This window comes from Agrobacterium sp. MS2 (genome assembly GCF_003261015.1).
Taxonomy (GTDB): Bacteria; Pseudomonadota; Alphaproteobacteria; order Rhizobiales; family Rhizobiaceae; genus Agrobacterium; species Agrobacterium pusense.
In genome coordinates, this window is record NZ_QLNF01000084.1 from 502,069 (window position 1) to 516,868 (window position 14,800).

A 14,800-nucleotide genomic window follows, 5' to 3' on the forward strand; every position below is an offset into this window, starting at 1 on the left:
GTAACCAAAGATAATGGGTGGATTTCAACCCATGACTGCCTAAAGATGGGTGGAAATCCACCCATCAGATCTCGGTCATATGCCGGTGAAGCTCGTATTTCTGCATCTTCTCATAAAGCGTTTTGCGGGAGATGCCGAGGTTCTCATAAACGGATTTCAGATTTCCACCATGGGCTGCGATGGCCTGCGCAATCAGGCTTTTTTCATATGCCGCGACCCTCGGGGCAAGAGCCGACCTGCCATCATCCTGAAACGCCGGCGACGCATCGGATACGTCGGTTTCCAGGCCCAGCGCGAAGCGGTCCGCAGCGTTGCGCAATTCCCGGACGTTGCCCGGCCATTCCCTGAGCGAAACAGCGGAGAGCAGGTGCTGCGGCACCTCCATATCCTCCCGCCCGTAGCGGGCGGCAGCTTCTCGTACCAGATGGAGGAAGAGCAGCGGAATATCCGCGCTGCGCTGCGAGAGCGATGGCACGAGAATTGTTGCGACGTTAAGGCGGTAAAGAAGGTCGGCGCGAAAACGGCCAGCCGCAACTTCCTGTTCCAGATCTACCTTGCTGGTGGCGATGAAGCGCACGTCGAGTTCGACCGTTTCATTCGAGCCGAGACGGGTAATCACTCTTTCCTGCAGCACGCGAAGCAATCGGCCCTGCAGTTCGAAAGGCATAGAGCCGATTTCATCCAGCAGGATGGTGCCGCCGCGCGCGTGTTCGAACTTGCCATAACGCGGGCGCAGCGCGCCCGGAAAGGCGCCGGCCTCGTGACCAAACAACTCGCTCTCAATCAATGTCTGCGGAAGCGCCGCACAGTTGATCGCGACAAAGGGCCGGTTGGCTCTGCTGCTGATATCGTGCAATGCCCGCGCAACCACCTCCTTGCCTGCGCCTGTATCGCCGACGATCAGTGTATCGGCATCCGTCGCACCGATGGCGCGAATGCGGTACCGCAGATCGACCATCACCTGGGTTCTGCCCGGCAGGCGCGTTTCGAGATCGTCATGCTTGCCCGCCACCGCCTTGAGACGGCGATTTTCCAGCACCAGCGCCCGCCGGTCATTGGCCCGCTTGATGATGCCCGCGAGATATTGCGGTGTGAACGGCTTCTCGATGAAATCATAGGCGCCATTGCGCATGGCGTTGACCGCCAGCTGAACATCCCCGTGACCCGTCATCAGAATCACAGGTATTTCCGCATCGAGCTCCCTCACCTTCTGCAGCAGCGTCATGCCGTCCATGCCGGGCATGCGGATGTCGCTGACCACGACCCCATCAAAACTGTAGCCGATGAGTTCGAGCGCGTGTTCGGCGCTCGCCAGCATGGTAACGGCAAAACCGGAAAGCTCCAGCGCCTGGGCAGTGGAGAAGCGCAGTTCCTCTTCGTCATCGATCAGCAAAACCCGCGACATGGTCATTCCGCAGCCGCCTCCATGCGCCAGGCGGCGGCGGGCAATTCGATCTCGAATTCCGCGCCCCCTTCCTCATGATTTCTCACCCGCAACTGGCCGCCAAAATCCTTGATGATGTTATAGGAGATGGAAAGCCCGAGGCCGAGGCCACGCCCCACACCCTTGGTGGTGAAAAACGGATCGAAGATGCGATCCGAAATTGCCGGCGGAACGCCTGGTCCCCGGTCGCGGATGAAGACGGAAACCGTCTGGCCGTGCTGTACGGCCTCGAGCGCGATGCGCCGATCCTCGCGCCCCTCCACGGCGTCCGCCGCGTTGGAAATGATGTTGACGAGCACCTGCTGCAGCCGCACCGGACCAGCTTTCACCGCAAGTGGCACCGGGCCGAGATTGACATCCAGCACCGCATTGGCGGCCTTCAACCGGGCACCGACGATTTCAAGCGTGTCGCGAAGCACGGTTTCCAGGCTGACCGCAGTCATTTTTTCGTTCGGCTTTCGGGCGAAATTCCTGAGGTGCCTGCTGATCGAGGCCATGCGATCGATCAGCCCCGATATGCGCCTGAGGTTTTCCCTGACCTCGTCCAGCCGCCCGCGCTCTACAAGAAGCGACGCGTTTTCGGCATAATTCTTGGCTGCGGCAAGCGGCTGGTTGATTTCATGCGACAAGGCTGCCGACATCTGTCCGAGCGCCGCAAGCTTGCCCGCCTGCACCAGATCATTCTGCATCTTGCGTAATTGTTTTTCCGTCTGGCGGCGCTCGGCGATTTCGTGTTCGATCTCCTCGTTCACACGCGCCAGATCGGCAGTGCGTTCCTCGACCCGACGTTCCAGCTCCGCCTGGGCTTCTGCCTGATGGGTCAGCCGTTCACGCAGCCGTCGCCGTCTCTGCAGCATCGCCGCAATGAGCGCCGCTGCCAGACACAGGCACAGGATGATCGCGATCATTGCCGTCTTCACCTGTGTCCGCAATGAACCGGTATCCATCAGCACGCTGACGGTCCATCCTGCATCCGCCATCGGCTGCGACAGGACCATATATTCCCTGTCCCCCTCATTCTGGGTAATCGTCATCAGCTGATGCGAGCCGAAACTGCCGTGTTTCAGCGGCAGTTCCTTCAGCGTGGCATTGGCGTAACGGCGTGAGGCCTCGGTACGCGCCAGTCTCTCGGGCGTCAGCGGCATCAGGCCGGAATAAAGCCATTGCGGTGTGCCGGTCATGAAAATGATGCCTTCGGGATCCGACACAAGAATACGGTTTTCGCCATCGCCGAAGGAGGCCTCTATGCCTTCGATGTCGACCTTGAAGACGATGACGCCCTTTATTTCCGCATTGAAGAGAATAGGCGCGGAGAAATAATATCCGCGCTTGTGCGAGGTCGTGCCGAGCGCGAAGAACCGCGACTGCAGGCCCTTCGCCGCATCCTGAAAATAGGGACGGTAGCTGAAATTCTCACCGACGAAGCTTGTCGGACCATCATAGTTGCTGGCCGCGATTGTCTCGCCATCCAGCGTAATGATGTAGATATCGGAGGATTCCAGCAGGGTGTTGATGGATTTGAGGTAGACATTGGCGCGCTGTCGCAGGGCTTCATCCTTGGGATGTGCGACCAGCTCCTCAATGTCATCATGATCTGCAATCAAGGCAGGCAGCGGCTCGTAACGATTCAACAGCCCGCCAAGGGCGGAGACGGCAAGCCGGAGCGTCGTGCGCCCCTGCTCGGACATTTCACCGAAATAGCTTTCTGCAATGACGCCGCTTCCTTTTGTCACGGCGCCGTAACCGAGGCCAAGACCGAGCATCATCAACAAAATCCAGCGATATTTCACCGAAACTCCCCTCACGCGGCAGGCATCTAACCCGCTCTCCCGAAGCGAGTGTAGGAGGAGTGACGAGATTTTCCAAGTGAGCGCTGGACACCGTTATAGCTCGCTAAAAACAAAAAACCGGCCACGAGGGCCGGTTTTTGCAAAGTCACGTCGGAAAAGCTTATGCGCTTTCCTTCGGCGTCAGAACCTGACGGCCGCGATACATACCGGTCTTCAGATCGATATGGTGCGGACGGCGCAGTTCGCCGGAGTTCTTGTCTTCAACATAGGTCGCAGACTTGAGACCGTCAGCCGAGCGGCGCATGCCACGCTTGGACGGGCTTGTTTTTCTTTTTGGTACAGCCATTTTTGTTACTCCACTTAAGCGGCGAAACAACGGAACCGGCCAGAACCAAAGGCCGAATGTCGGATGTCTCGATATCGGAAATTTGGCGCGCTTATACATGCCCAAACGGGCTTTGACCAGCCCTGACGCGCATTTTTTCCGATTCGGCAAAAACCATGCGGCGAACTGCCCTCAGGCAACGCAAATCATGCTTCACCTTCTATCGAAAACAACGAGCTCCTTGAAGTGGTTCATATCCCTGAATTCACAGAAAGCCGGCGGACGCATCTCCATAACTGGCGCCGCGGCACGCAGCTTTTCCAGTTCCTCGTCAAGCATCGCCTGCCAGCGCGGCAGGCACTCAGGCTTGAACCAGCTGATGATGTAGGACAGGGTGATGTGAAACTCGTAGCTGTCATGGTCAGGATGGCGATATCCGAAGAAATCGGCGAATGCATCCCGCCACAGGGCCACAATGCGATCATCCTCGGCGGTGGCTCCCGTCAGGACCAGACCTACCGGCCGCAAACCGGTGACCTGCATGTTGAATCCCGGCAGCGCCGGAAAAGCAGAAAGGCGGTCGCGATAATAGTCCGTCATCGTGTCGATCGGTGTATCAAGCGGCATTGTCTGCGGCCAATAGGGCAGAGCACGCCGAAACTCGATGATGCCCTGAAACACCGTCATGTGCAGGCTGGAAGCCGGTGTGAAAGCAAGCTGGGATGCCTCCGGCATATCCAGGAAGCGCTGACGCGTCGCAATGATCGCGTTTTCGGTCTGCGAGCCCCCGACAAGATGGCAGACGACCGTATTGCCCGGCTCAGGCAGAAACTCACCATTCTCATTAAAGCGGCTGCCGAGATGGCGCGGCGGCTGATCATGACAGGCAGCAGAAATATAGCCGAGATCTTTCGAGACGAGCGGGGCGTGCATGGGAAACTCCTCGTGAAGCGTTTCCTCTAATCCGTGCACGCGACACAGCCATGACATGGACCGGCCAAAAGCCGGTCAATGCGCCTCGTCCCAGTTGTCAGCCGCGCGGGCATCCACCTGCAATGGCACCTTCATGGAGATTGCCGGCATGGCCGCATTTTCCATGACCGAGACGACGACGGGCAGAGTTTTCTCGATTTCCGCTTCATCGACCTCGAAGATGAGTTCGTCATGCACCTGCAACAGCATGCGGGCGGAAAGGTTTTCAGCCTCCAGCGCCGGTTCGATACGGACCATGGCGCGCCGTATGATATCCGCCGCGGAGCCCTGGATCGGCGCGTTAATGGCGGCGCGCTCGTTGAAGGCCTTCACGGAAGGGTTGGACGAGCGGATTTCCGGATAATGGGCGCGGCGGCCGAAAATCGTCTCGACATAACCGTTCTCACGGGCGAAAGCCTTTGTCGCCTCCATGTAGTCGCGGATGCCGGGAAAACGCTCGAAATATTTCTTGATATATTCGCCGGCTTCAGAACGGGCGATACCGAGCTGGTTGGCGAGACCGAAAGCCGAAATACCGTAGATAATGCCGAAATTGATGGCCTTGGCGCGGCGGCGCACTTCCGAGGGCATGCCTTCGACAGGCACACCAAACATTTCCGAAGCCGTCATGGCATGAATGTCGATGCCGTTTTCGAAGGCGTTGCGAAGCTGCGGAATATCGGCGACATGGGCCAGCACGCGCAGTTCGATCTGGCTGTAGTCGGCGGAAAGAAGCTTGTGGCCGGGCGTGGAGATGAAAGCCGTGCGGATTTTTCGCCCTTCCGCCGTGCGGACGGGGATGTTCTGAAGGTTCGGTTCCGAGGACGACAGACGGCCTGTTGTGGTGGAGGCCAGCGCATAGGATGTATGCACACGTTTCGTCTCCGGGTGGATATATCCCGGCAGTGCATCCGTATAGGTGGATTTAAGCTTCGTCAGCTGCCGCCAGTCGACGATCTTGCGGGGCAGTTCAATACCTTCAGCCGCCAAATCCTCCAGCACCTGTGCCGAGGTCGACCATTGGCCGGTCTTGGTCTTGGAGCCGCCCGGCAGGCCCATCTTGCCGAACAGGATGTCGCCGAGCTGCTTTGGCGAGCCGATGTTGAAACGCTCGCCGGCCAGCTCGTAGATTTCCTCTTCAAACGCTGCCGCCTTCTGGGCGAGTTCGCCGGAAAGACGTGAGAGGATTTGCCGGTCGACGGTGATGCCACGCTCCTCCATATGAGCCAGAACAGGCACAAGCGGACGTTCCAGCCGCTCGTAAACCTTGGTCAGCCGTTCTGAAACAAGCCGCGGCTTCAGCGCCATCCACAGCCGCAAGGTGACGTCAGCGTCCTCCGCTGCATATGCCGTCGCCTTGTCGATGTCGACAAAATCGAAGGTAACGCTCGACTTGCCCGATCCCGCCACGTCCTTATAGGGGATCGGCGTATGGCCGAGCCAACGTTCGGACAGCGAATCCATGCCGTGCGTCGCTTTGCCAGCCTCAAGCACATAGGAGATCAGCATCGTATCGTCGAAACTCTGCATGACGACGCCATGGCGTTTCATGAGCAGATAGTCATATTTGAGATTTTGCGCGACCTTCAGCACGGCCTCGTCTTCAAGCAAGTCCTTGAGACGGACCAGTGCTTCGTCAAAGGGCACCTGGCCTTCGGCGAGCCTGATACCATCGCTGAATAGATCGCCGCCGGAGCCAGTCTTGTGCGTCAAGGGAATGTAGGCGGCGCGTATATCGCTGCCCGAGGCATCCTTGCCATTATCGGCGATTGCCAGCGAAAACCCGACGAGCTCCGCCTGCATCGGATCAAGCGAGGTCGTTTCAGTATCGAAGGCGACGACCCCCGTTTCCCGCGCCGCCGCAACCCAGAGGTCCAGCGTCGCAAGATCCCTGATCGTCGTGTAGGCGCTCGTGTCGATCTTCGCGGCGGCAAAAAGCGTCTGACGGGCGGTGGCAAGATCAGCCGGCGCGCTGCCCTCCCCTGCACCTTTCCGCGCCGGAATAGCGGGCGAAACCGCAGTGCCCGTTACGCCAGCAGCCGCTTCGCCCGGAGCCGGAGCGGACGGCGCATCGAGATCGGGACCATGGGCGTCAGCGCCCCACTGAACCGGCACATTGGCGGACTCAATGGCGGAAGCATCGGTCTCTGTCGCTTCGGCAACCCGCCGCGTCAGCGTGGTGAATTCCATCGCCTTCAGGAAGGCAATGAGTTTCGGGCCGTTCTGAGGTTCCAGCACCAGTGCTTCAAGCGGCTGATCCAGCGGCACGTCGGTCCTCAGGGCCACGAGCTGTCGGGAAATACGAGCAAGTTCCGCATTGGCGATGATATTTTCCCGACGCTTCTGCTGCTTGATCTCACCTGCCCGGGCGAGCAGCGTATCGAGATCGCCGTATTCTTCCAGCAATTGCGCGGCCGTCTTTGGACCGATGCCGGGGATGCCCGGAACATTGTCGGTCGAATCGCCGGTCATGGCCTGCAGGTCGATCATCTTTTCGGGACCCACGCCCCATTTCTCTATGACATCAGGGATGCCGATCTGCTTGTCCTTCATCGCATCGTACATGTGGACATTGGCAGTGACGAGCTGCATCAGATCCTTGTCGGAGGAGATGATGGTGACATCGGCCCCAATGGCCTCCGCCTGCCGGGCATAGGTGGCGATGATATCGTCCGCCTCGAAGCCTTCCGTCTCGATGCAGGGAAGGTTGAAGGCGCGCGTCGCCTCCCGTATCAGCCCGAATTGCGGCACCAGATCTTCCGGCGGCGCCGTGCGATTGGCTTTATAGAGATCATAAAGCTCATTGCGGAATGTCTTTGACGAATAATCGAAAATTACCGCAAAATGCGTGGGCGTCACGCCGACATCGGTGTTGCGCGCATCCTTCAGGAGCTTCCACAACATGTTGCAGAAGCCGGAAACGGCGTTGACCGGCAGCCCGTCCGACTTGCGGTTCAGCGGCGGGATGGCATGGAAGGCCCGGAAAATGAAACCGGACCCGTCGACGAGGAAGAGATGATCGCCTTTTTTCATGGGTAGCATGGATAGCGCGCCAGAGGCGAAAGGTCTATCGTCGAGATCGGATGCGAGGCTATATCTTTGATGATTTCTAGGGAAAAGCCGATGTCGAAAAATGCTATCTTACAAACTTATTTTGGAGCGCTTTTATTCGCCACTGCCACAGGTCTTTTCGTGTGGTTCAATGGTGAGGATGGGGTTTCTATTTTTCAGAAGTCCCTGCTTGCACCACTTTATCTTCTGGCGACGACGGGACTGCGCCATTTTTTTCCAAGAGAACGAGACCACCGCCGTGGCATTTTGACGATGCTCGAGTATCATGCTCTCGAAGCGGCAGTTCTCGGTATATTCTTGCTAATTGTCATTGATCCATTGCCCAACGATCTGCGCGGTCAGATCCTCTATTTCTGCCTGTTCGTCATAGTCGTAGGCGGCGCGAATTTTGCTTTAGGAACGCTTCAAAAAAGCAGACATGGTGAGAACCGTTAAATAGATATCACTTTAAAATTTCCCGGAGTTAGGGAGCCTACCTTGCGCGACCGTATAGTATCAGCATTAACAGGTGGGATCTCATTGACCGCCGCCACTGTTCTCCTCTCTTGGTTTGGAGGGAGTGATGCAACGGAGATTTTTCATCACGGGCTGCTAGCCATGATGTATTGCACGGCTATCCAAGGGCTCAGCAGTTTTTCCGCCGTCGCATTGCAAAGCCCCGCTGGAACGGCCCTTTATCTTGTCGCCAACGCAGCACTTTTTACCGCGTTTCTCGTTCTGGCCATTTTGCCCTCAGAGCTTGGCGTCGGCCGCCAGGCACTCTTTTTTTTATGTACAACAGCTGCGCTTGCTGGAGTGGGTTTTGCGCTGATTGTTTACGTGGAGCGCAGGAGGCGAGAGTTTTGAAACGCCGGCTCATACCTTACCGATTTGTAATCCATCTTTCCCTTGAAAAGCCGCATTTGCAGACACATTTCTTAGAGGACGGCGCCTGATCACGCCGTAGTCTGATAGCTGGCTCGTCCCCCGCCGCGTCAGACCGGACAAAGGCCTTTCCCCCTCTCCGGGCCTTTGTCCTCCAATATGACCGCCATGGCCGTCCCCTCCAGGCCATGGCGGTTTTATTTTGCGCCTGTTACCGGCTGGCAAAAACATATCGTGCGATATATATCGCACTATTGAATTGCCGGCGCCGCCTGGCCAAACTGTCTGAGGGACGGAGGAATGGGGTTTTCCCGGGATGAATCGGCCATCTATCTCGCCGCCAAAATGGCGCGGGAGTTCACTATGGCGCTGCAGAAAAGAGCCGCCGCATTGGGCTTCTCTCCCGGCCAATTCCCCATTCTCATCGAGCTCTGGCATGAAGAAGGGCTGACGCAAAGGCAGTTGCTCGACAGAATCGATGTCGAACAGGCAACGCTTGCTAACACGCTCTCACGCATGGAGCGCGACGGGCTGATCGTGCGAAAGACGCATCCCGGTGACCGCCGCGCCCAGATCATCGAATTGACGCAGCGCGGCAGGGACCTGGAAGCGAATGCCATTGCCGCTTCTGAGGCCACCGAAGACATGTTGCTTGCGGATTTCCGGCGTTTTGAACGCCAGCTTCTGCTGGAATATATGCGCCGCGCCATCGAGAGCGCAAAAAAAGCAAAATAGCGCTTCCAACTCGAAACCGCTTCGCAGTTTTCCTGAACTGCTCTATCGTTCCCGCGGCCGCGCGTTTGCCGATTCACGACACGCCGGCCCTTGTTTCCCGCGATGCGCGATGCCCGGATGTTTCGTCTTATCGCCGGGTCACGACAGACATGACAGGATCAGCGATGACAGACGTTTCCCCCATTCTTTCCACTGCCGATGACAATCTCACCTCCAGCCTCGAGCGACTGTTCGAACTCGTTCGCATTCCGTCGATTTCCACGGACCCCGCTTACAAGGCCGAGTGCCGCAAGGCGGCGGAATGGCTCGTGAGAACGCTTTCAGCGCTTGGCTTTACCGCCTCCGTTCGCGATACAGCCGGTCACCCCATGGTGGTGGCGCATCACGATGCGGCCAATGAAGACGCCCCACATGTGCTTTTCTACGGCCATTATGATGTACAGCCGGTCGATCCGCTCGATCTCTGGGAAAACGATCCTTTCGAACCCGCCGTCAAGGATATCGGCGCAGGCCGTCAGGTGATTACAGGACGCGGTACGGCGGATGACAAGGGCCAGCTGATGACCTTCGTGGAGGCCTGCCGCGCCTACAAGGCCGTGAATGGCGGCCTGCCGGTGCGCGTCACCATTCTTTTTGAAGGTGAAGAAGAATCCGGTTCGCCCTCGCTGAAGCCGTTCCTCGAAGCGAATGCGGAAGAGCTGAAGGCGGATTATGCCCTGGTCTGCGATACCGGCATGTGGGACCGGGATACGCCCGCCATTGCCGCGGCGCTGCGTGGTCTGGTCGGCGAAGAAATCGTCATCACCGCCGCCGATCGCGATCTGCATTCGGGTCTTTTCGGTGGTGCCGCCGCAAACCCCATCCACATCCTGACCGACATTCTCGCTGGCCTGCATGACGAGACCGGCCGCGTGACGCTCGACGGCTTCTATGACGGCGTGGAAGAAACGCCCGCCAATATCAAGGCTGCCTGGGAGACGCTGGGCCGCACCGCAGAAACCTTCCTCGGTGAAGTGGGCCTTTCGGTTCCCTCGGGTGAAAAGGGCCGCTCCGTGCTGGAACAGACCTGGGCGCGGCCGACAGCGGAGGTCAACGGCATCATAGGCGGGTACACCGGTGATGGCTTCAAGACCGTTATTGCAGCAAAAGCTTCCGCCAAGGTGTCGTTCCGCCTTGTCGGCGAACAGAACCCCGCCGCCATTCGCGAAAACTTCCGGGCCTATGTACGCTCGAAAATTCCGGCTGATTGCTCCGTGGAATTCCACGAGCATGGCGCATCGCCGGCGATCCAGCTTTCATACGATTCACCCGTCCTGACCAAGGCGAAGAACGCCCTTTCGGAAGAGTGGCCCAAACCGGCCGTCGTGATCGGCATGGGCGGCTCTATCCCGATCGTGGGCGATTTCCAGAAGATGCTCGGCATGGATTCGCTGCTCGTCGGTTTCGGCTTGACGGACGATCGCATTCATTCGCCGAATGAAAAATACGACCTGCAGTCCTTCCACAAGGGCATTCGCTCCTGGATCCGCATTCTCGACGCACTGGCCGCGAAATAAAAAAGAGGAGGCGCCACTGGTCGGGCGCCTCCGCTCACTCCAAAAACAAAAAGGCCGGGCAAGCCCGACCTTTCCATCCGTTTTCCGTCAATGCCAGTACATCCGTGGTCAAAGCGGTTCAACGGTCTGATGTTTCAGAGCGCGTCGATTTCCGACGCCGCTTTCACAATCAGGATCATCTGTTTTGGTTAATCTTTGGTTAACGCAACAACAGCGGCATCTTAAGACGCCCCTGACAGTTTTCATCTGAAACACTGTTGGACCCCATATCGGTATACGTACTGCCGTTTTCAAGACCCCGCCCGCCGGACTTCCTTCCAAAGAAAAAGGCCGGAAAAATCCGGCCTTTCAGTTCATGCAAGAAACCCTTTCGGGCCTGTTGCGTATCAGGCAGCGACGAGGTTGCCTGCGGACATCTTGCCAGAGCGGCGGTCCTGCATCAGCTCGTAAGAAAGCTTCTGGCCGTCGTTGAGGGCGGTCAGACCTGCGCGCTCAACAGCCGAGATGTGAACGAATACGTCCTGCGAACCGTCGTCCGGCTGAATGAAGCCGTAGCCCTTGGTTGCGTTGAACCACTTTACTGTACCAGTCGCCATAACGATTTCCTTCCGTTGGCAATTGTATTTGCGCTGCGAGCAGCGCGGTCTTGGGGTCGAATTTGAAGGAAAAGATCGTCGTGAGCGTCTGGAAAGACGCCGAAGCTCTGGTCGTCAAACAAATATCGATGGCGAAGTACCTAGGTTGGAAGGGGCTGAAAGTCAAGTTTCTTTGAACGAAACTATCGCATCAGGGGTCCGCCAGGGCTCGAAAAAGGAAGCGCCAAATAGCAAAAACCCGGCGCGGGAGGAGGTGCGCCGGGTTCTTGAAACTGACTGACAATTGGGAGGAGGAGTATTGTCAGTCCAATCGGGCGACGCTGGGAGGAGGAGTGCGTCGCTTCGATGTTTTGAACATACAACATCGCCGCTCAAAAAACAGACATTCTATCGCAGCGCAGCATTGCGATTATTGCATAGCTAAAGCATGACATCTTGAACAACCATTTCTAACCGCCTAACAAATACGCATGTCTATTCAATCCGTCAGAGCATTTTTTGCCGAAAAATCACCCGAGGTGACGATCATTGAAACGGAAGCCAGTTCGGCAACCGTTGCGCTCGCCGCTGAAGCACATGGCGTTGAGCCAGACCAGATCGCCAAAACGATCTGCCTCAAGGCGGGCGATGCAATTCTGCTCGTTGTCACCGCGGGTACGAAACGCCTCGACAACAGGAAATTCCGTGATCATTTCGGAACGAAACCTCGCATGCTGGGGGCGGACGAGGTGGTTGCGGTGACCAGCCATCCTGTCGGCGGCGTATGCCCCTTCGGCTTGCCGTCGCCTTTGCCGGTGTTTTGCGACATATCGCTGAGAGATTATCTTGAAGTGGTTCCGGCAGCCGGCGCTACCAATGCAGCGGTGCGGATTTCTCCCCATGTGATGGCCGAACTGACTAAAGCTGAATGGGTCGACGTCTGCCAATGACGCCGATTTGATCCGGCCTGGGCTTAACCCCGCCTTAAATTGCCGCATTTAAACTCTTCATCCTGGATTAAGGATCGCGCAGGCATAGACGCCTGAGACCGACAAGGCACAGGCGGTCCCCCAAAAGGAGCGATTTCGGCTGGATGGCAGGCAAGGGTAGATCACGCGAACGGGTAGAACCCTCCTTCGGGGATTTCCACGAGTCCGGTGACGATCTGCGTCTTGACGCCAGCGAGCGCATCAGCGGCACTGCAAAACAGTCGCCGAAGAAACCGAAACAGGCTTCACGCCGACCCAAGACGAAAAACGAAAAGCGCGCCCGCGGCACAGGTCGGGGGGCGACGGGTTTCATCCGGTCCCTCGTCTATTGGTGCATCGTGCTGGGCATTTGGGGCGGTATCGGGATTGCCGGACTTGTGCTTTATTATGGCGCGCGCATGCCGAGTGCCAGCAGCTGGTCCATTCCAGAACGTCCGCCGAATGTGAAGATCGTTTCCGTGAATGGCAGCGTGCTTGCAAACCGCGGCACGACCGGCGGCGAGGCGCTCGCGCTGGAAGACATGTCGCCCTATATTCCACAGGCTGTGATGGCGATTGAGGACCGGCGGTTTTATTCCCATTTCGGGGTCGATCCGCTTGGTCTCGGACGTGCCATCGTCACGAATGTGCTGACGGGGCGAACCGTGCAGGGCGGCTCGACACTGACGCAACAGCTGGCGAAAAACCTTTTCCTTTCGCCGGACAGGACCCTCGAACGCAAGGTTCAGGAAGTGCTGCTGTCCTTCTGGCTGGAGCACAAGTTCACCAAGGATCAGATCCTGGCGATGTACCTCAATCGCGTCTATTTCGGATCCAACGCCTATGGCGTCGAGGCGGCCTCGCGGCGCTACTTCAACAAATCCGCCCGCGACGTCAATCTGGGCGAAGCGGCAATGCTCGCCGGGCTTCTCAAAGCGCCGTCGCGCCTTTCGCCGGCACGGGACCCACAGGCAGCGGAAGAACGGGCGCAGGTCGTGCTGCAATCCATGCGCGACGTCGGTTTCATTACCGATGATGAGATCAAGACCGCCATGTCGCAGCCGCCGACCAAAGCGAAACGCTTCTGGTCCGGTGCCGAACATTACGCCGCCGACATGGTGCTGGAAGAGGTGCGCGGCCTGGTTGGCGAGGTCAAGCAGGATATCGTCGTCGATACGACAATCGATCCCGATCTCGAGCGCGATGCCGAAAAGGCGCTGACCCACGTGCTGCAGGGCGACGGCAAAAAACAGGGCGCCTCCCAGGCGGCACTGGTTTCCATCGATGGTACGGGGGCGATCAGGGCCGTGGTAGGTGGTGCGGATTATGCCGAAAGCCAGTTTAACCGCGCTGCCAAGGCAAAACGGCAACCCGGCTCGGCATTTAAGCCCTTCGTCTACGTCGCCGCTCTCGAATCCGGGCTTACGCCCTATACCATTCGTAATGATGGGCCTGTTCGTATCGGCAACTGGACCCCGGAAAATTATGAGAAGAAATTTCGCGGCGAAGTGACACTGGCCACAGCGCTGGCCAACTCCCTGAACACCATCGCCGCCCAGCTGGTGATGGAGGTCGGTCCCGAGCGGGTGACACAGGTGGCGCATCGCATGGGCATCGAATCGGAGCTGCAGAACAATGCCTCCATCGCGCTCGGCACTTCGGAAGTGTCGCTGATGGAACTGACAGCTTCTTATGCTCCTTTCATGAATGGCGGCTATAAAGCCACGCCGCACATCGTGAAGCGTATCACCGATGCCGATGGCAAGGTGCTTTATGAAAACAAATATGACAATCCGCCACGGGTGCTAAGCGAAGAAATTGCCGCCACGATGAACGGCATGCTGTCGCGCGTCATCACCGAAGGTACCGGCAAGGCCGCGCGCCTGCAGGGCTGGCAGGCAGCGGGGAAATCCGGTACCACGCAGTCTTTCCGCGATGCGCTCTTTGTTGGCTATACGAGCAATCTGACGACCGGCGTCTGGTTTGGAAACGACGACGGCACCTCCATGAAAAAGGTCACGGGCGGCGGCCTTCCTGCAAGGGCGTGGAAAGAGTTCATGACCGCGGCTCATTCCGGTCTTTCGCCTTCGCCCCTCTTCGGTCTTGGTGCAGGCGGCGTGCCGCCGCTCATGGATATGCAGCAACCGGCGCCGGAGAATGCGCCCTCCTCCATTGGCGACATCATTTCCAACGCGCTGGGCGGCGGAACGACTGATAATCGCGCCTATCCCGCGGCGCCGGCATCACCCACGCCGAATCAGCCAGATGGGCAGCCGGGAGGGCTGACGCCGCCGGCCAATATTCCTTCGCGGGATATCGAACCCCGTTATTCCGCCGGCAACGGCCCTGTGCCGCCGGCCGATATTGGCGGTGAAGCGCCTGACGTGTCGGGACCGAAACAAACCACCCTGCTCGACATTCTGATGGGTCGCTGACAGGTTTTTAAATCGTCGCCAAGTCCCGGCAACGAAGGACGAAGCGACCGAGGTCCGCGTCCTC

12 protein-coding genes are annotated in these 14,800 nt (G+C 58.1%); 6 read left to right on the top strand and 6 right to left on the bottom strand.

The genetic code is table 11. The features are described from left to right. Nucleotides 1-64 precede the first annotated feature (64 nt). The 5 genes from DOU54_RS22630 to polA all read right to left on the bottom strand — a co-directional run bounded on the left by DOU54_RS22630 (nt 65) and on the right by polA (nt 7,564). Entirely contained in the window at nt 65-1,411 is a 1,347-nt protein-coding gene (locus DOU54_RS22630; protein WP_004439142.1) for a sigma-54-dependent transcriptional regulator, read from the bottom strand. Then, nucleotides 1,408-3,234, bottom strand: a complete 1,827-nt coding sequence (locus tag DOU54_RS22635) for a sensor histidine kinase (RefSeq protein ID WP_113380832.1) — start codon at nt 3,232-3,234, stop codon at nt 1,408-1,410. Before DOU54_RS22635 ends, DOU54_RS22630 begins: the two co-directional genes overlap by 4 nt. A gap of 160 nt (nt 3,235-3,394) precedes the next feature. Then, on the bottom strand, nt 3,395-3,580 hold the full coding sequence (rpmF, locus tag DOU54_RS22640) for a 50S ribosomal protein L32 (RefSeq protein WP_003507205.1): 186 nt from the start codon (nt 3,578-3,580) through the stop codon (nt 3,395-3,397). A gap of 192 nt (nt 3,581-3,772) precedes the next feature. Beyond that, the gene (locus tag DOU54_RS22645) at nt 3,773-4,492 is read right to left on the bottom strand and encodes a DUF1868 domain-containing protein (RefSeq protein ID WP_113380831.1); all 720 of its coding nucleotides are present in this window, start codon (nt 4,490-4,492) and stop codon (nt 3,773-3,775) included. A gap of 75 nt (nt 4,493-4,567) precedes the next feature. Then, the gene (gene polA, locus DOU54_RS22650) at nt 4,568-7,564 is read right to left on the bottom strand and encodes a DNA polymerase I (RefSeq protein ID WP_113380830.1); all 2,997 of its coding nucleotides are present in this window, start codon (nt 7,562-7,564) and stop codon (nt 4,568-4,570) included. A 90-nt stretch (nt 7,565-7,654) separates the two neighbouring features. On the opposite strand from polA, the gene DOU54_RS22655 reads away from it, so the two are divergent. From DOU54_RS22655 to DOU54_RS22670, 4 genes are all read left to right on the top strand, one after another. Beyond that, nucleotides 7,655-8,038 (top strand): hypothetical protein, encoded by a 384-nt coding sequence (locus tag DOU54_RS22655; protein WP_113731824.1) that lies wholly within the window; start codon nt 7,655-7,657, stop codon nt 8,036-8,038. Nucleotides 8,039-8,080: 42 nt separating this feature from the next. Further along, nucleotides 8,081-8,449, top strand: coding sequence for a hypothetical protein (locus DOU54_RS22660; RefSeq protein ID WP_022555355.1), 369 nt, complete (start codon nt 8,081-8,083; stop codon nt 8,447-8,449). Nucleotides 8,450-8,767: 318 nt separating this feature from the next. Next, nucleotides 8,768-9,202 carry a MarR family winged helix-turn-helix transcriptional regulator gene (locus DOU54_RS22665; protein ID WP_022555354.1) on the top strand — a complete coding sequence of 145 codons (435 nt, stop codon included), beginning with the start codon at nt 8,768-8,770 and terminating at the stop codon, nt 9,200-9,202. A 164-nt stretch (nt 9,203-9,366) separates the two neighbouring features. Beyond that, the gene (locus tag DOU54_RS22670; protein WP_006699824.1) at nt 9,367-10,758 is read left to right on the top strand and encodes a dipeptidase; all 1,392 of its coding nucleotides are present in this window, start codon (nt 9,367-9,369) and stop codon (nt 10,756-10,758) included. Between the two features lie 386 nt (nt 10,759-11,144). Here the strand turns inward: DOU54_RS22670 and DOU54_RS22675 are convergent, their stop codons facing one another. Then, entirely contained in the window at nt 11,145-11,354 is a 210-nt protein-coding gene (locus DOU54_RS22675) for a cold-shock protein (RefSeq protein ID WP_003492998.1), read from the bottom strand. A gap of 470 nt (nt 11,355-11,824) precedes the next feature. Here DOU54_RS22675 and DOU54_RS22685 point away from each other — a divergent pair, with 470 nt between their 5' ends. Further along, nucleotides 11,825-12,283 carry a YbaK/EbsC family protein gene (locus tag DOU54_RS22685; protein ID WP_004439110.1) on the top strand — a complete coding sequence of 153 codons (459 nt, stop codon included), beginning with the start codon at nt 11,825-11,827 and terminating at the stop codon, nt 12,281-12,283. A 143-nt stretch (nt 12,284-12,426) separates the two neighbouring features. Beyond that, on the top strand, nt 12,427-14,736 hold the full coding sequence (locus DOU54_RS22690; RefSeq protein ID WP_035206495.1) for a transglycosylase domain-containing protein: 2,310 nt from the start codon (nt 12,427-12,429) through the stop codon (nt 14,734-14,736). Nucleotides 14,737-14,800: the final 64 nt, after the last annotated feature.